Origin of the sequence: Peptoanaerobacter stomatis, assembly GCF_000238115.1 — a bacterium.
Classification (GTDB): domain Bacteria; phylum Bacillota; class Clostridia; order Peptostreptococcales; family Filifactoraceae; genus Peptoanaerobacter; species Peptoanaerobacter stomatis.
The window spans coordinates 49,321-67,611 of record NZ_JH414550.1 but is presented as its reverse complement, the minus strand read 5'-3'; the positions used below and the strand labels follow the sequence as shown (position 1 = coordinate 67,611).

Annotated in this window: 12 protein-coding genes; 6 read left to right on the top strand and 6 right to left on the bottom strand. The window is 29.6% G+C overall.

The features are described 5' to 3' along the window. Positions 1-625 precede the first annotated feature (625 nt). From HMPREF9629_RS04560 to HMPREF9629_RS04550, 3 genes are read left to right on the top strand one after another with little or no spacing between them, the layout of a single operon-like run. Positions 626-1,303, top strand: a complete 678-nt coding sequence (locus HMPREF9629_RS04560; RefSeq protein WP_009525182.1) for an ABC transporter ATP-binding protein — start codon at positions 626-628, stop codon at positions 1,301-1,303. Next, positions 1,300-3,642, top strand: coding sequence for an ABC transporter permease (locus tag HMPREF9629_RS04555; protein WP_009525181.1), 2,343 nt, complete (start codon positions 1,300-1,302; stop codon positions 3,640-3,642). Before HMPREF9629_RS04560 ends, HMPREF9629_RS04555 begins: the two co-directional genes overlap by 4 nt. Before the next feature lie 15 nt (positions 3,643-3,657). Next, complete coding sequence (locus tag HMPREF9629_RS04550) at positions 3,658-4,905, top strand: efflux RND transporter periplasmic adaptor subunit (RefSeq protein ID WP_009525180.1); 1,248 nt, start codon at positions 3,658-3,660, stop codon at positions 4,903-4,905. 51 nt (positions 4,906-4,956) lie between these two features. Here the strand turns inward: HMPREF9629_RS04550 and HMPREF9629_RS04545 are convergent, their stop codons facing one another. The 3 genes from HMPREF9629_RS04545 to HMPREF9629_RS04535 all read right to left on the bottom strand — a co-directional run bounded on the left by HMPREF9629_RS04545 (position 4,957) and on the right by HMPREF9629_RS04535 (position 8,201). Further along, positions 4,957-5,904, bottom strand: a complete 948-nt coding sequence (locus HMPREF9629_RS04545; RefSeq protein WP_009525179.1) for a hypothetical protein — start codon at positions 5,902-5,904, stop codon at positions 4,957-4,959. 289 nt (positions 5,905-6,193) lie between these two features. Continuing rightward, positions 6,194-7,480 carry a sensor histidine kinase gene (locus HMPREF9629_RS04540; protein WP_009525178.1) on the bottom strand — a complete coding sequence of 429 codons (1,287 nt, stop codon included), beginning with the start codon at positions 7,478-7,480 and terminating at the stop codon, positions 6,194-6,196. 4 nt (positions 7,481-7,484) lie between these two features. Beyond that, positions 7,485-8,201 (bottom strand): LytR/AlgR family response regulator transcription factor, encoded by a 717-nt coding sequence (locus HMPREF9629_RS04535; RefSeq protein WP_009525177.1) that lies wholly within the window; start codon positions 8,199-8,201, stop codon positions 7,485-7,487. Positions 8,202-8,556: 355 nt separating this feature from the next. On the opposite strand from HMPREF9629_RS04535, the gene HMPREF9629_RS04530 reads away from it, so the two are divergent. Genes HMPREF9629_RS04530 through HMPREF9629_RS04520 form a run of 3 tightly spaced genes read left to right on the top strand, consistent with a single transcriptional unit; the run spans position 8,557 to position 11,495 of the window. Beyond that, the gene (locus HMPREF9629_RS04530) at positions 8,557-9,402 is read left to right on the top strand and encodes a prephenate dehydrogenase (protein ID WP_009525176.1); all 846 of its coding nucleotides are present in this window, start codon (positions 8,557-8,559) and stop codon (positions 9,400-9,402) included. Continuing rightward, positions 9,402-10,253, top strand: coding sequence for a prephenate dehydratase (locus HMPREF9629_RS04525; protein ID WP_009525175.1), 852 nt, complete (start codon positions 9,402-9,404; stop codon positions 10,251-10,253). The genes HMPREF9629_RS04530 and HMPREF9629_RS04525 overlap by 1 nt, the downstream gene beginning before the upstream one ends. 15 nt (positions 10,254-10,268) lie before the next feature. Then, complete coding sequence (locus HMPREF9629_RS04520; RefSeq protein ID WP_009525174.1) at positions 10,269-11,495, top strand: dicarboxylate/amino acid:cation symporter; 1,227 nt, start codon at positions 10,269-10,271, stop codon at positions 11,493-11,495. A gap of 215 nt (positions 11,496-11,710) precedes the next feature. Here HMPREF9629_RS04520 and HMPREF9629_RS04515 read toward each other — a convergent pair whose 3' ends face one another. The 3 genes from HMPREF9629_RS04515 to HMPREF9629_RS04505 form a co-directional block, all read right to left on the bottom strand. After that, complete coding sequence (locus tag HMPREF9629_RS04515; protein WP_009525173.1) at positions 11,711-12,196, bottom strand: acyl-CoA thioesterase; 486 nt, start codon at positions 12,194-12,196, stop codon at positions 11,711-11,713. Positions 12,197-12,743: 547 nt separating this feature from the next. Then, positions 12,744-14,792 carry a methyl-accepting chemotaxis protein gene (locus HMPREF9629_RS04510; RefSeq protein ID WP_009525172.1) on the bottom strand — a complete coding sequence of 683 codons (2,049 nt, stop codon included), beginning with the start codon at positions 14,790-14,792 and terminating at the stop codon, positions 12,744-12,746. Between the two features lie 235 nt (positions 14,793-15,027). After that, a complete protein-coding gene (locus tag HMPREF9629_RS04505; protein ID WP_009525171.1) occupies positions 15,028-17,832 on the bottom strand; it encodes a leucine-rich repeat protein in 2,805 nt (934 codons plus the stop codon). Positions 17,833-18,291: the final 459 nt, after the last annotated feature.

Here is an 18,291-nt window from a genome sequence, read left to right as displayed (position 1 = left end):
GAAACTATGATAACGTAAGAAAAACATCATACATGAAAAATACCACTGTCATTTAAACCGGCAGTGGTATTTTTTTAAAAAATTTATAAATTTTTTTCACAGAAATATATTATTTTTTCCAACTATGTACTATAATTAAAAGTGATAATTACTTTTATACAATATTGTGTATGAAATTTTGTCTGATTGGATTGATATTTGTCTATTTAGAGTTGATAAAACTGAGTATTTGAAATAGTATTTATATATAGTTATAAAATATAATATTACATAATTGAACTGTAAATAATAAAAATGATAAATGGAATATATTTTGTATTTATTGGTACATATTTATTTAATACTTATACTTAAATCTTATAGAATAATGAAAATTTATAATAATTAATTTTTAAAATAAAGCATTTATATTGGTGTTGTATTATATTCTTTATCCATAATTTTATTAGATAGTAGTATAAAACTTAATATAATAATAGATATTTCTGTTTTTAAGAACTTATTGGCTAAGTAAGATTAAGCATATTTAAAATAAATAATGTATATAAATATATCCGTTTATTAAACAGATATTAGTATTAAATGAAGTTTTAAATGTTTTTAGTATAAAATATGAGGTAATGATATGGACGTACTTATAAGAGGAAATAATTTGTTTAAAACTTATGATATGGGCGAAACGAAAATAGACGCATTGTCAGGGATAGATTTTGAGATTTATTCCAATGAGTTTCTTGTAATACTTGGACCGTCAGGCTCGGGGAAAAGTACATTTTTAAATATATTGGGCGGAATGGATACTGCAACTTCAGGAGAAATATATTATAGAGATATGCCACTGCATGGAGCAAGCAGAAAAAAACTTACAAAATATCGCAAAGAGGCTGTAGGTTTTGTATTTCAATTTTATAATTTAATGCCCAATTTAACGGCTCTTGAAAATATAGATTTGGCAAGGGAAATATCGGACAGTCCTTTGGATGCGAGGCAAATGCTCAATAAAGTAGGGTTGTCGGACAGGGCTGACCACTTTCCGGCTGAATTATCAGGAGGACAACAGCAAAGGGTGGCAATCGCAAGGGCACTTTCAAAAAATCCTGATATTTTGCTTTGTGATGAGCCTACAGGAGCATTGGATTCAAAATCGAGCGATATGGTTTTGGATATATTGAAAGATTTTGCAAAGACTTATAAAAAAACTGTGGTGCTTATAACTCATAACGAATCTATTGCAAAGCTTGCAGACAGAGTTATGTATATAAAAGATGGGAAGATAGAAAAAATAGAGAAGGTGAAAAGTTGACTATAAATAAAAAGCTTTTCAGAGATTTGCTTGAACATAAAGGAGCAAATATTGCGGCAATAATAGTTATTGCAATAGGGATAATGATGTATAGCGGTGCTGCTATATCTATGGATACGCTTATATATTCAAAAGAAAATTTTTACGAAAAAGCAAATTTTCCAAATGCCTATGCAAAACTTATCTCAGTAAATGAAAAAGTGATTTATCCTTTGGAGGAGATAAAAGGCGTAAAAAAAGTGGAGCTTAGGCTTATACAAGACGTAAAAATACCGGATACGTCAAAGACTATACGACTTATAAGCCAAACTGACTCTATAGGAAAGTATATTATAAAACAAGGCAGAAAGCCTGTACAAAATAACTATGAGATTTTGCCTGACAGTATGTTTGCAAAAGCTAACGGATATAAAATAGGCGACAAGATAGAGGTTATATCATCAGGTAGAAAAAAAGAGCTTACTGTATGCGGAATTTCATCATCAGCTGAAAATATATACAGTCTAAAAGACATATCTCAGCTTATGCCTAATCCTGAAAAATTTGGAGTGGCATTTATAGATATAACTTCACTTCAAAATTTAACAGGAAAAAAATATTTTAATGAAATAATATTCGAATTTGAAAAAGGTGTAGAGTTTGAAGATGTAAAAAATGAAATAGAAAAAGAATTGCAAAGCTATGGACTTATAAGCTTGTATTCTATGAAAGATCAAAGCAGTAATTCTATGATTGAGGGTGAAATTGAAGAGCAAAAAGCCATGATGATTACAATGCCGATTATATTTTTGAGCGTTTCCGTTTTGGTTATGAGCATAATGATAAAAAGGATTATTCAGCAACAGCGTGGACAGATAGGAATACTAAAAGCGTTCGGTTACAGCGATTTTGAAGTAGGGCTTCACTATTCTTTGTATTGTATGATACTTGGAACATTGGGTGCAGTTATAGGCAGTTTCATGGGCATAACTTTTGCCGATTTGATGTTGGATCTTTATAAAGAAATGTTCAATATGGATTTTGTGAACAACTCATCATTTTTCAACTATTTTATTGTAGGAATACTAATATCTTGTGCATTTTCTATATTTGCAGGAGTAAGCTCCAGCTTAAACGCTGTAAAGATTGCTCCGTCAGAGGCTATGAGGCAGGAAGTTCCACAAGGAGGTAAAAAAGTTTTATTGGAATATCTTCCGTTTTTTGATGTAATTTTTAATTCTCGTGGTAAGATGTCCATAAGAAATATATTCCGTAACGGAAAGAGAAGTTTTTTTATAGTTATAGGTTTGGCACTTGCATTTTCAATATCTATCATGCCATGGACTATGCTTTCAATAATGAAAGAAATGGTATTTGACAGATATGAATATGTGGAAAAGTATGATGCAAAAATATTTTTATCAGATATAAGTTCAAAAAAAGAAGTTGAAAATGCTCTCAATTCTTTTGAAAACATAATATATAAACAGGCTCTGGCAGAAATACCGTCTACCGTAACTCATAAGGGTGTGAGTCAAGATGTTGCTATAGTAGGACTGCCAAAAGACAGCAAGCTCTATACAATTGTAGATGATAAAAAAAGACCTATACAGATTCAAGGCGGAATAATGCTGTCAGAAAAACTTGCAGAAAAATTGGGGGCGGATATAGGAGATGAAATAAATATTAAAAGCCCATATGCAAAATACAAAAAAGATAAAATATTTTTGAAAGTTACAAAAATTGTTGAGCAAGGTGTCGGTATGAACGGTTATATGGACATAGAGCAACTATCAAAAAAATTGGGTTATGATACAATATGCAACAGCATTTTGATAGATGTAAAATCACCTGAAGACATAGAAACAATAAGAGATAAATATCAAAATTCAGAAAAAGTTATAAGTGTTCAGTCAAAGACAGAAACCATTAACCAGTTAAATAAACGTATGAATTCTATGTATTCGGTTATGTATTTTATGGCTATAATTGCAAGTGCTATGACATTTGCAATAGTATACAACACTTTTGTAGTTGTATTGATGGAAAGAAAAAGAGAAATGTCTACTCTCATGGTGCTTGGAATGAAAGAAAAAGACGTATTATCAATAATATCGTTAGAGCAATGGATAACAAGCATTGTGGGTATGATACTCGGAATACCTTTAGCACAAGCACTTATTATATTTATGAGTAAAGAATTGACTACAGACAGCTTTACGATGCCTACTGATATGAAATCAGGTGCAATAATACTTGCTGTAATACTTATGATTGTATCAATAATTGCAGCGCAAGTACTTGCATCAAGAAAAGTAAATACCATAGACATAGTGGAAGTTCTTAAATCAGGAGAATAGAAAGAAGGTGTATCAATGAATAAAAAAGTCAGAATAATATTAATTTGTATTGTTATTTTAATTGTTACAGCGTATATAGTGATACAAAAAAATAAACCGCTTGAATTTGCCACAAAGACACTTACAGAAGAAACTCTTGTAAACGATTTTAAAGAAACAGGAAAAATTGAAGCAAATCAACAAATATATATAACACCTAAATATAGCAGTAAAATAATATTTATAAAGGAAGATGGAGATAAAGTTGCAAAAGGAGATTTAATATTAAAACTCGATACGAGCGACCTTGTTACAAAAAAAAGAGAACTTTCAGCCAATATAAGTGCATTATCAGGTCAAGAAGAAATGTCCATACCGACCTTATACGATTCGCAACTTCAATCGCTCAATATAGCTATACAATTGGCACAAAAACAGGTCGATGAATTATCACAAGATAACGACAAATATCTGGAGTTATATAAAAGCGGAGCAATATCTGAGTCGGAATATGAAAAAATAAACAGAGCCTATGAAGATGCAAAAAAAGCACTGTCATTAAAACAAAATGAAAAAAACGTATTAATAGACCAGTCACAAGAAAAAAGCGGCAGCAAAGAATTTTATTCAGCTCAAAAAACAGCATTGTCAGTGCAAATGTCAGATATAGACGATAAAATTTCTCAAAGCGAAGTATATGCACCGTTAAGCGGTATAGTGACAAATGTATCGGCAAAAAACGGAGGATTTGCAAATTCAACAATGCCGATAATGGAAATATCCGCCTCAGATGATATAATAGCAGTATGCGACGTGTTATCTTCAGACGCATTGGCACTCGAAGAAAATCAAAAAGTTGAAATACTTCAAAAAATAGGAGAAGACACAGTAAAAAAATCAGGAATAATAATAGAAATCGGCAAATACGCCAAGACAAAAATGTCATCCTTAGGTCTGGAAGAACAAAGAGTAGAAATAAAAATAAAACTTGATGATGTCAAAAATATAATTGTAGGCTCTGATATAGATATAATATTTGAAACCTTGAGATTGGATAATGTACTTATAGTGCCGAAATCAGCGGTATTTGAGTATGAAAATGACAAATATGTGTGGAAGGTGCAAGACGGTAAATTGGCAAAAGCAAAAATAGAAACAGGACATGAATCAGACTATGAATACGAAGTAATATCAGGCTTGTCACAAGATGATATAATCATAATAGAAGCAAATAATGCACAGCTTAAAGAAGGAATAAAAGTAAAATCAAAAGAAAGCAAATAAAATGAAAAATACCATAAAATCTTGATAATAAGATTATATGGTATTTTTTTGCTACATTTTTTCCAACAACCTGTCCAATTCGTCTTTTATCCTTGCCTTGTCGAAAAGTTCTTTTCTCTCTTTGTATATATGAAATCTTTTTTGAAACTCTTTTTCTCTTTCTATGGATTTGTCTATGATTTTAAAAAGCTCATCATCCAATAATTTTTTCTTTTCATCTATATTTTTAGTCGAACTCAATCTGTTTTCAAATTCCAAGTATTTTTTCAATTCATTTTCAATCATCTTTTCTGTAAGAGGCGTATTCCTGTTATGTTGCTGGTGATTTACTATAAAATCAAGTATTCTGTTAAAAGGTGATGTCCCTATTTTCTTGATTTTAGAACTGATATCAGAGTATGATTCTGTATTAAGAAGCATATCAAATTTTTCTTGGCTTTTGTAGAATATGGTATTTTCATTGATATCTGAAAAACTCATATTTCTTTCATCAGCTAATTTTGCGATTTTTTTGTCATATCCTTCGCCTCGATATTCTTTTGTAGGTATGTTGTATCCGTCAAGTTCAAAATATGTTATACCTGTGTAAGAGTCGGTTTTTACAGGTAATTGTTCTTCCCATTGTTCAAGGCTTTGTCCTTTATAAAATATAGCACCTCTTGAAACAAATGTAAGCCAATCGCCGTCAGGTTTAGCCAAACCTTGAAAACAGTTTTTTACTAAATTATAGTATTCTAATCCTAATTTGGCTGCGGCCTTTAAATCACCTTTTTTTATAGCTTTATGCAAATCAGGTATTATTTGATTAACTTTTTCTGTAAATTTTTTATTTTTTATATCATCTGCAATAATAATTTCTCTTTCAGATTCATCAGCACCGTAAGTTTTGTAATATTCGTTTATAGCATCTGAATAAGTTGAATTTTTGGTTTTGGCACTGAAATAATTCTTATTATTGAACATATGATTGAAATAGAACATTCCATTTGAAATCAGCATAAATTAACTCCTAAAATTATTTATAACTAACGAATGATTTATAACTAATAAGTTATTTCCTTACTGAAATAATTATCTTACATAATTTTTTGAAAATCAATAGGATTGACACAACTAACCAATTTTTTGACATAATTGGTATAAAAAAAACAGCCTATTTATGTTTTAGGTAAAATGACTGCTTTATATTTTTATATTGATACCTAAAATAGACATATAATAAAAATGTTAAATTGAACGTGTTTGATTAGGGTTGTTTGTATTTTTTTTAACAGGCTTTGGTATTAGCTTAATTTTTGTCTTTAATAAACATAACATATGATGTGAACTTTTTATCGTTATAATTAATTTTAAATATTCCGTCATATTTTTCAACACATTCTTTTACGCTATTAAGACCGAGCCCATGAGATGAACTGTCTTCTTTTTTTGATATAAGAATACCGTTTTTTTCTTTTATTTCGCCGTTGAATATGTTGTTGATTGTGATAGTAAATTTATTTTTTTCATCGACTATTTTTATATTTATTTTTCTATTGTCTTCATTTATTTTCATTTGGGCATCCATAGCATTATCTATTAAATTTCCAAGTATTATTGACATATCATAATCGCTGACAGGGAGATTTTTGTTTATTTTAATTTCTGTAGTTAGCTTGATTTTATTATCTTTCATCTTTTTAATTTTATAATTTAATAAGCTGTTTATCACTTTATTTTCTGTTTTTATAAACATATCTTCGGTTGAATAAATATCTAATAGATTTTCTATATATTTTAGTGCGTCTTTGCTTTCTTTTCCTTTCATCAATCCCATCAATACCAGTAAATGATTTTTTTCATCATGTTTATATTTTCTTAAATTTGTTATTTGTTCATCCATAAATTGTATATCTTTTTCATAAGACTTTGTTTTTTCTTTAAGTGATTCTATTTTAAATTGCTCGTTTAATGTGGTTGTTATTTGCTCATATCCCCACATAGAAAATAAATTGATAAATATAAGAGATACTGATACAAAAGTAAACGCTTCAGAATTTATGCTTGAGTTTGAAGCTAATATAAATGTTATGATGATTGTGAGAAATGATATAGCAAGGTTAAAAATTGGCAGTATTATGGTAGTTTTTTTATTATTTTTGTAATTGAAAAAATATTTTATTAAAATTGCTGATAACAAGAATAGTATATTGCCTAAAAATATAATTGATATATCCAAGTGTTTTTCACTTTTAAAAATTAGAAGAGTCTTAATATTTGCTATAGTAGATATAATTAATTCTTCAGTTGCCAAAATAGTATATATAATGATAGATATTTGCAAATTATTTAATATATGACTGCTGTATAAAAATGACAGCATGAAAAGACATATTAAATTTGCAAATAATGTTATAACGGGGATATTTATAAATGAGAATACAGTTGTCACTATTATATAGAATAGGCCATAACTAAGATTTTGTATGTTCTTGGAGTATGCAGATTCTTTTTTTTGGAATGTAGTCATAAGCAAATATATTGTATATATATAAATTATATTGGTAACATAATGAAGTACATTAAAATTTTTCAAATTTTTAACCTCTATTCATATCAAATTTTGCAATTTGCTCTATAAACTCGTTTCTTTTACTTCTGCTTATTTTTATGAAGCAACCGTTAGACATTTTTATTTTGTCTTTGTTATATTCTTCTATGTGCTCTATATTTACAATATAAGAGGCGTGGCACAAAGCAAAACCATAATCTGCAAGTTCATAATATACGTCAAAGATGGAAGAATAAAATTCAAAATCCTTATCTTTAGTGACTACTTTCATTTTATGTCGCATAGATTCAAAATATATAATTTCAGAAATTCTTTTCTTTATTTCTGTTCCTTTGATATTGAATGTGAATGTTTTTTCTTTATCATTTATAAGCCTTATTGCTGTAGATAATGTTTCTTCAACTTCTTCTTTTGAAAAAGGTTTTATAAGAAAGTTATTCGGTCTTACTTGGAAAAGATCCATTGCATAATCTTTTATAGCCGATATATATACTATTTGTATTTCGTCGTTGTATAATTCTTGTCTTATTTTTTTTCCGACTTCTATTCCGGTAAGATTTTTCATTTGTATATCTAAATAGAGTAGATCTATGTAATTATTTTCTAAGAAACTTATCAAGTCTTTTCCGTTCAAAAAAAAATGTATCAAGATTTTTATATTTATTAGAGTAGCATATTCTGATAATATATTTTCTATTTCTTTGATTGTTTTTATATCATCATCACAAATTGCTATATTTATCATTAATATCAACTTCTTTCATATTTAATACTAAAATTTAATAAACCTATGGGAAAATAACATTTTATAAATTTAATAAAATATAATATTATTTATGAGCTTCTTATATAAATTAGCTATTATCAGTATTAATAATATCGTAAAAATAATTAAAACTATAAATGGATTTATAAAAATTGATTAAAAAAAGATAATAATAAATTATTTTTTGTAATATATGAGAAAACAATGTAAATGCATCATACTTTAGCGCTTTTTCTATTGTGCTTTGTTAGGTTTTTGTGTATAATAGGTCAATTACAAATTTTAAGGTTAATGATTGGACGATTATATCAAGCTTTTTTAAGGAGGGTTGTTTATGAATTTGCAGGATAAGAAATATACTGTAGTCGGGCTTGGAATGGAAGGCGGTTCGTATGCACTTGCCATAAAGGAAAAGATAAATCCCGTAAAAATATATGGAATAGATATAGATAAAGATACACTCAAAAAAGCTGTAAACTTTGGCATAGACACTCAAAAGCCTAAGGAAGATATATTACATGATACAGATGTGCTTATATTAGCGGTATATCCTAAAATTGCGATCGATTTTTTGAAAGAAAATCAAAAATTTTTAAAATCAGGCTGTATAGTTACGGACGTGTGTGGTGTGAAGTCTTTTGTGATTGATGAGATACAGCATTTTTTGAGAGATGATTTGGATTATATAGCCGGTCATCCTATGGCGGGCAATCAATATAGCGGTTTTGACAATGCCGATATAAATATATTCAAGGATAAAAACTACATATTTGTACCTCAGACAAAAAATAAACAAGAAAATCTTGAATTTATGAAATCGCTCGCTCTTGCAATAGGTTTTAAAACAACATCCGATATAGATAAAGATGTTCATGATAAAAAAATAGCTTATGCTTCGCATATGATGCACTTTATATCTGTTTGTGTAACGAATTGTCCGGCATTTGAAAGCTCTCTTGGTAATTTTGCGGGAGGAAGTTTCAAGGATTTGACAAGAATTTCAGATTTAAACCCTTATCTGTGGAGTGAAACATTTTTTCTGAATAAGAAATTTCTGTTGGAAGAAGTAAAGGAGTTTAGGAAAAACATTGATTTTCTGTTAGATTCATTGAAGGATGATGATTATAAAGCTGTTTTTGATTTTTTGGAAAAATCAAGAAAAAGAAAAGGGGGGATATGATGCAAAAAATAGGATATCAAGGTGTTTATGGGGCTTATAGCTCTATAGCCTCATTAAATTATTTTGGTGAAGACAATGATTTTATAGGGTATGACGATTTTAAAACCATGGCTGATGATTTGCAAAGAGGTAAAATAGATTATGGTGTTTTTCCTGTTGAAAACTCTACCACAGGTCAAATTTATAGAACGCTTGATATATTAAAATATGAAAAAGATTTGTTTGCTATAGGTGAAACAATAGTAGAGGTAAATCATAATCTTATAGCTTTGCCAAATACGACTGTTGATGATTTAAAGTTCGTATATTCTCACCCTGAAGCGCTTAGCCAATGCCTTGAATTTTTTAAAAAACATCCTCATATAACTCCTGTTTCCTATGAGGATACGGCAAAGTCGGTTGTGTATATAAAAGAGCTTAACAATAAAGAAAATGGAGCGATAGCAAGTAGTTTAGCAGGAAAAACTCATAATATGAACATACTTTCTACCTCTATTCAAGATATGAGCGGAAATAAGACGAGATTTCTCATATTTAAAAAAGTTTTAGATAAGTCGTATTATTTTGCAGATACTGCCCAAAATTCTGAAAAATTATCCTGTTATTTTGAAACTAAGCATGAAACAGGAGCATTGTCAAAAATTTTGGAGATATTTTCAAAGCAAAATTATAATTTGTTATCCTTGTATTCTCGTTCTACAAAGAAAAATTCTTTTGAATACGGTTTTTTTGTAGATGTAAATATAAATGGAATAGATGTAGAAAGTTTGAAAAATTTATTATATAAATTAGAAGATAATCTGTTGTATTTTAATTTATTGGGAATATATAACGAATTTAAAAATCTTTAAAAAGGAGTGATACAAATGCTTGAAACTATAATGAAAAAGAAAAATCTGTTCATAAGAATAGCTATAGGTTTTATACTTGGAATTTTTATCGGAATAATATTGCCGGAGTTTTCCATTGCGACAAAGGTAGTGGGCGATGTCTATTTAAAACTCATAAAGATGATGATAGTACCTATAATATTTGTTGCTGTAGCAGGTGGAATATGCAATATAGAAAGTACCGAAGATTTGAAGAGGATAGGTTTTAAGACAGTAGGACTATATGTTGTTATGTTTGTGTTTTCTTGTATAGTTTCTCTTATAGTAGCTTATGCTATAAGACCGGGCAAAGATGTCGTATTTGCAAACCCGCCTGTTTTTGAACAGGAGATAACAAACCCATCCATATCAGATTTTTTTATAAATATATTTCCGGATAACCCTATAATGGCGATGGCTGAAGGAAAAATTCTTCCTGTTATAATATTTACTATTTTATTCTCATCAGCTATAGTTATATCAGGGGAAAAAGGAAAACCTGTACTTGATTTTATAAATTCACTCAGTACAATATTTTTTAAACTGTTGGAATTTGTTATGGAACTATCCCCTATAGGAGTAATGTCATTAATGGCATTTTCTGTATCAAAATACGGTCTTGGAATATTTTCTGCATTGGGTAAATATATAATAACTTGTTATATAGCGTGCATACTTACTTATATATTTGCTATGTGTCTGCCATTATTTTTATATACGAAAATGGGAATAGTGAAGCTTACAAAATCTATGTATAAGGTGTGGCTTGTAACACTGTCCACAACTTCATCTGCTGCGACTCTTCCAACATCTATAAAAGTGAGTATGGAAGATTACAAAGCGCCGGAAGGAATTACAAAATTTACTTTACCTCTTGGCTGTACAATAAATATGTGCGGTGGTGCTTGCTCATTTTCTTGCTTGGCAGTATTTGTTTCAGATTTTTACGGTATAAATCTTTCGTTTAAAGAGATAGTTACTCTTATTTTTGTTGCTACTCTCATAAATATGGCTGCTCCCGGAATACCGGGTGGTGGAATAATACTTGGAGCAAGTTTCTTGTCAATTCTTGGATTACCGTTTGATTTGATGGGACCAATAGCAGCATTTTACAGATTACTTGATATGGCATTTACTTCATTGAATGTAACCGGTGATTTGGTAGCTAATCTTATGATTGCAAAATCGGAAAAGCAGTGGGATGTTTCAATGATTAATGAATAATGCTAAATGCTAATTGAAAATATAATCATATTCTTAAAATGTTATACTTTCTCAAAATAAGCAATTATATAAAAGTTAGAAATTTTATATTTTGTAATAGTGTTCAGTATAAATAAAAAAAGCATCATTTTAATAAATTATATTGTTAAGATGATGCTTTTTTGTTTATATTCAATATGAGCCGTAATTATATTTATAATCTTAACTATATGGTTTTACATATTGTCCTTTACACCTACAGCTACTATTCTTGCTTTTGCACGAAGCTCTCCGGCAGCTTCCATTTCCATATTAACTATAACTTTTCTTTCGCCTATTTCTTCAACTATAGATATAACAGTCACTTCTTCGTTTACAGGTAGAGGTTTTTTGAAATCTATTTCCAATCTGGCAGTAATAAATCTTCCTATAACAGTATCCTCTGTAAGTTCAAGACCTTTGTTGTTATGAGCAAACCACGCTGCTGAAGCAGTACCGTGACAATCAAAAATAACGGCAATCATACCGCCAAAAATATTGTTTGGAACTCCGCCTGTATATTTGTTGTCCGGATTGAACTTACAAATACATTTATTACCATCTTCATTAGGATAAGATTTTAAATGTAATCCGGCTTCATTTTTAGGGCCACAACCCCAACAATGTTGAAATCTTTCACCATAAGTATCTTGAATAGCAATTTTTTTATTTTCTGTAGTCATATTTTTTCTCCTTTAGAATAATAATATAACAATTCTTAATAGATTTATTATAACATTTATATATTGCAAAATAAATAGTAAATGAGCATATTTTATATTGAAAGCTAATGGAACTATTAACCCAAATAGATATGATAATATTATTATCTAAATTAAACATAGATATATTTTAGTATAATGTAAATATACTTTGTTTGTAAAACCGTTTGAAAATATTATACTACTATCTAATAAAATTGTGGAAAAATAATATAACTATACATTATTAATATAAATGTTGTGTATTTTAAAAATTAATTATTATGATTTTCCATTAATATATAAGATTTCATGCTAAAAATCAATAAAAACATTGAATGATTTAGTAGATAGATTATGTGATACCATAAATTTATTAACTAAAAAATTTTGTAAAAAGTGTTACCCATAGGAAACGGATTATCTCTACTATTTATTTGGTTATTAGTATCAGCAATTAGTATAATATAGAAATCAAAGCAGTATTTGGATAAAATTAAACCCCCATTTTAAATGGGGGTTAGTTAGTTTATATAGTAAACTTATCTATTTCGTCTTTTAAAGAGTTAGCCATTTCAGATAATTTGTTTGTAACATTTCTTAATTCATGTATTTTTTCGTTTTGTAATTGTGTGCTTGATGATATTTGTTGTGAGTCGGATGCATTTTCCTCTGCTATACCCGCCAAAGCTTCAAATATATTGATTATATCATCTTTTGATTTATTCATTGTTGCAGTTGAAGTTTCAACGTCACGAACAACTGTATCAGTTTTTTTGACAGATTCTCCAATATATTCGTATTTCTTTTGCATTTCATCAACTATTTTTTGTTGATTATCTACGATTTTTGCTACGGACTCCATTTTACTTACGGCATAACTTGCATTTTTTACAAGTTCGTCTACTATGGAGTTTATGCTTTCTGTAGATTTTGATGATTCTTCTGCAAGTTTTCTTACTTCTTCTGCGACTACCGCAAAGCCTTTGCCGGCATCTCCGGCTCTTGCAGCTTCTATTGACGCATTAAGTGCAAGTAAATTGGTTTGATCTGAAATGGATTTTATCACTTCGTTTGCAGTGTTTATCTCTTTAGATTTTTCTTCTGTAGATTTTACTATTTCAAATATTTCCTTTATTGCAACTTGCGAATCGGCAGATGATCTGGAGAGTACGTCTATTATTTCCATACCGCTGTTTACGGCTTCTTTCACTTCATTTGTAGATGTTGATACAGCATCGGCAAGAGTTGTATTTTTTTGTATAGACTCACCGAAATCTATTATTTTTAAAAGCCCTGATTCGTTTTCGTGTGCTTGAGATAAAACTCTGTCAGCCAATTCTTCGATTGTATGAGCTGTTTCTCTTGTAAGACTTGAACTTTCGTCCATATTCTCCTGTAATGTTATAGAAGTTTGTGCAACATTATCCGAAGTTACAGCTATATTTTTTACCATCTGCTTTATTTGAGCTGCAAATGTGTTTAGTTCTTCTGATAAAATTTTTAATTCGTCATTTTGTTTTAAATTTATTTCATTTAGACTTATTTTACCTGATTTGTCTGTACTGAAAGAGCTGATTATTTTATTTATAGGGTTTACGATTATTTTTTTGTTAAGAATATATACAAATATTGAGAAAATTATAATTGTAAGTATAGTAATCATTACGATTCTTGTCAAAAGTCTATTTAAATTTTGCATAAATTCGGATTCGGGGACTATGCTTAGAATTTTCCAATTTGTTCCGCTGATAGGTATAATAGTCATATATTTATTTTCTGAGTTGTATTTATACTTTTCAAAATTTGCCTGTCCTTTTGAAATTATGGCTTTTACCTGTTCGTTGTTAAGTTCTTCTGTAAGAGCCTTGTTTTCTTGAGATAATATCAAGTTGTTCTTTGAATCTATAAGATAAACAAGACCGCTTGCCCCTATTTTTGCATTTTGGACTTCTTCCATTATAGAATCTATACTTATATCAGCGGCCATTACTCCTAATAAAGTATTATTGTCATTTTTTACAGGAATTGATACGGTTATTATAAGTTTTCCTGTAAAAGCATCGACATATGGATCACCTATAATTAATTTATCAACACTTTGAGCATCTATGTACCACGGTCTTTTGCGAGGATCATATCCTTCAGGTGTGCTTTTATCCATCATTTTGAATGTTTTTCCGTCGGCTCTTCCGAAATAATATGATAATATTCCGTCAAAATTTTTAGCGAATAATTCAAGATGCTCATATATAGCGTCTTCATTTGAATTTTGTTCTGCAAATATAGTATTGCTGGCAGTCAGTGTTACTGCAGAAATGTATTTGTCTATATAGTTTGTTATTGAGTGATTTATCTCATTTTGTACTTGAACGGTATTTGCCGCTAATGATTCCTCACTTGAGCGTACTTGTGAAACATATAAAAATATTCCACATATACACATAACGACTATCATACCTAATGAAAAAACCGTTATAAGTTTAGAGGCTATTTTGAATTTAGCTTTTTTATGTGTGTTATTATCAGATTTTTTCGATGTTTTGTCCGTTATTTTTACATTATTATCGTTTTCCATATTAAAACATCCTTTCATAATAATTACATCAATGTAAATTTTGCTTTATAAAGGTCTAATTCGTAATGTCATCCAATGCGTGTGCAATACCTTTTAGTAATAAGAAATTATTTTGCATATTTTTTCTTAAATTCATTTAATAATATTTTTATACCCTATTTTACTATTATTTTAACAGTATTATTTAAAATTCAACCCTCCAATTTTAAATGGAGGGTTGAATAAATTTTAATAACTATTTATTTTTTTTCTTGTTAAACAAAAATCCTAATCCCGATATAGTTAGAAATGCTCCGAAAAACTGCATAAGGGCATTGCTTTCCTGACCTGTCTTAGGAAGAGACAAAGGAGCGTTATCTTCATATACTTCCAGTATTTCAAGAGAATTATCAGGGTTTACTTTAGCTACACCTAAAGGAGTTGTATCTTCATCTATAAAGGTATATGTGCCTTTGTCCGCATTTACAATAGCCTTTCCTAAAGGGGTATCTTCAGGATTTATTATATTAAATACAGGGTTTGTAACATTCGGTATGATATCGGCATTTATTATATTGTCAGGGGTAAACGGCACATTAGTAGGCGGATTAACAGGAGGTATAGTATTATGGTTTACATCATCATCTGTTCTTCCGCCACCGCCACCGCTATTATTATTAGGGTTTGGATTCGGCTGTGGGTTCGGATTTGGCTTCGGCTGTGGATTCGGATTCGGTTGTGGGTTCGGATTTGGTTGTGGGTTCGGATTTGGTTGAGGATTAGGCTGTGGGTTCGGATTCGGTTTCGGTTTTGGTGTGTTATCCCCTCCGTTGTTAACAGGCGTATCTTTATATCTCAAGGTTACTGTAGCTTGATATCTGTCTTCTCCGTCTATTTTTTCAACATCAGCTCCACTTAAATTTATCTTATGTGTATTATCTATTGCTGTAAGTGTTTTATCACTTAATGCTTCTATGTCTACAGTGTCTCCATAAAGCAAGTCATTTATGCTTGTACTTGTTAAGTTGGCAGTTGTCGCTTTATTTTTTGATGTGTATCTTATTTGAGGTATATCTGACAATTGTAGAGTTTGTTTTGAGCCGTCAGAGAGTTCTTTTTCAAATACAAAGTTGAGTGTTACAGGTAGTGCTTCGTATTTTAAATTAATATTTGATTTTTTATAGCCTATATTATAGCCTGAATCATTTCCGTTTTCGTCTGTATATCTTTCTTCCTGAGCTATATTTTCATTAGCCGGATCAAGTGTAAAACTGTATTTTTTATCAGCTGTTTTTGTAAGATTAAGCTGAGTGTTTGATGAGTTCGCATCTTCTACAAGTTTATATCCTTCAAGTGTATCAGGCATTTCAAATGTAATTTTATCTCCTAACTTGAAGTTTTTATAGTCTTTCAATCTTACGTCTGACAATTCCTGTGTATCTGTAGTGCCGTTTGTTGTTCTTGTTCTGCTTACTTTTATATTATTAGGCAGTGATGATTCTGCAACCTTGTTTCCGTTTTGATCTATGACCTTAAACTCTACAAGTACGGGATTGAATACATAGTCATTACCATCAGGCAACTCATTATCAATTACATAATCTCCACTTTTAAGAGTATTATCTGAGCCTTTATTCTTTCTATATAATGCTACTTTATTATCACCATCAGTCCAACCTTTGTTATCTGCAAATGAAGAAAGAGGATAATTCGGATTAAGAACGTAATGATTTGAAGTATCGAATTTATTTACTGAACTTGGTATTTCAAGACTTCTTAATTTTCCGCCTCTAAACATCTGAGCCGGAATAATATCTGTTGTATATTTGTCAAAGTTAACATTTTTCAGTGTACCTGTATCAGAGTATACCCCATTTTCAACTATGGCAGGTTTAGGAAGGTTTACACTTTCGAGAGGGACTTTTCTGAAAGAGTACGGTCCTGTTGTTACCAATCCGTTTGGAAATATGATTTCTGTTATAGGGTTGCCTTCAAATGCACGTGAAGAATTAATTTCAATATCGTTAGAAGTAAATTCCAATTTTCCGGCAAGCTTAGTTCCTTTAAATGCGTCACCGTTTATATGATTTGCCGCTATTTGATTATGCGGAGCATCTTCTTTTCCTAATATTCTTATGGTAGTCAAGTTAGGGTTGTCTTGAAAAATTCCATAATTTAACATAGTTATATCATCTTGTAGAACAACTTTATTTAAATTATTGTTGCGGAATGCATATGAACCTGTTCTTTTTATTCCGGTACCTTCTATTTTAAGTTCAGTTAAATTATTATTTCTGAATAAGTCATATGACAATACACCTGCCTCAGGATGTAGATGTTCACCGCCTTTTCCGTATTTTCCCCATAAAAGTCCTCGAATATTTGTCAACTTACCGAAATGAATATCTGATATTTGATTATCGGCAAATACTCCTGCAAATAATTCTACGATATTATCAGGCAGGCTTACATAGGTCAAATTGTTTTTTCTGAAAGCACTAAACCATATAGAAACTATATTTTCAGGTAATATTAACTCGCCTCTAAGACCGGAATCATAAAATGCTTCAGTATATATAGTTTTCAAATTGGTCATGTCTTTTAAATCTAATATTTCAACAAGTGATTTATTGTTTGAAAAGGCATTTTCTCCTATGATCTCAAGAGATGAAGGAAGTTTCACAGATATTAGCTTTCCGTTTGTAGTTTCATTGGTAAATTTTTCTTTAAATGCGTCTTTTGCTATACTTGTTGCGGTTGTATCCATTATTATTTTTATTTCTGATGCCTCTGAATCTACAGCCTTTTTGAATTCTTGTTCACCAAGAGCGGAAAAACCTGTTATGTCACTTGTTCCATTGAAATGCTCAGCTTTTAGTGTAATTTCCGTTGTGGTTTGAGCATATGCGATATGGGAAAGTTGTTTTATATGCTTTCCGCCACAATAGTTAGGGATATTATTAATACCTGATAGAGCGTATGGACCGACACCTGCAAGTATCAGTGCAAGTGATAGGGATATACGTTTTTTGAAGTTGTTGTAAGCATAAAGTTTCTTCATACTGATTTCCTTTCATAAATTTTAAATAATAATTTTAGGTTTGCAATATAAGTGCAACACTTAATAAAATTTAGTATATATTACCCAGTAAATATATTTTATAACATCCTTTATAAAAAATGTCAATATATCAAATAAATGATTTATAGTCTATTATAACTAAAATGCAAAATATACTGCAATGTATTGATAATAAGGGTGATAATTATAATTGGATTTAACAAGAAAGATATTGAAATATACCTGTTAAAGTAAGTTATAAAAAGAACAAATAGTTTTGTAAAATTTAAGTAAAATATAGGAAAAAATATTTAGTATATAAATTTGATTTATTATGATAAATATTTTTTTAAAATCAAATATAAAAATATAGAATAATATTAATATTTTTTAACTTTATAGTAAAATCCGATTTAAACCTTATGTTTATTAATTCTATAATTTATTTCATTACATATT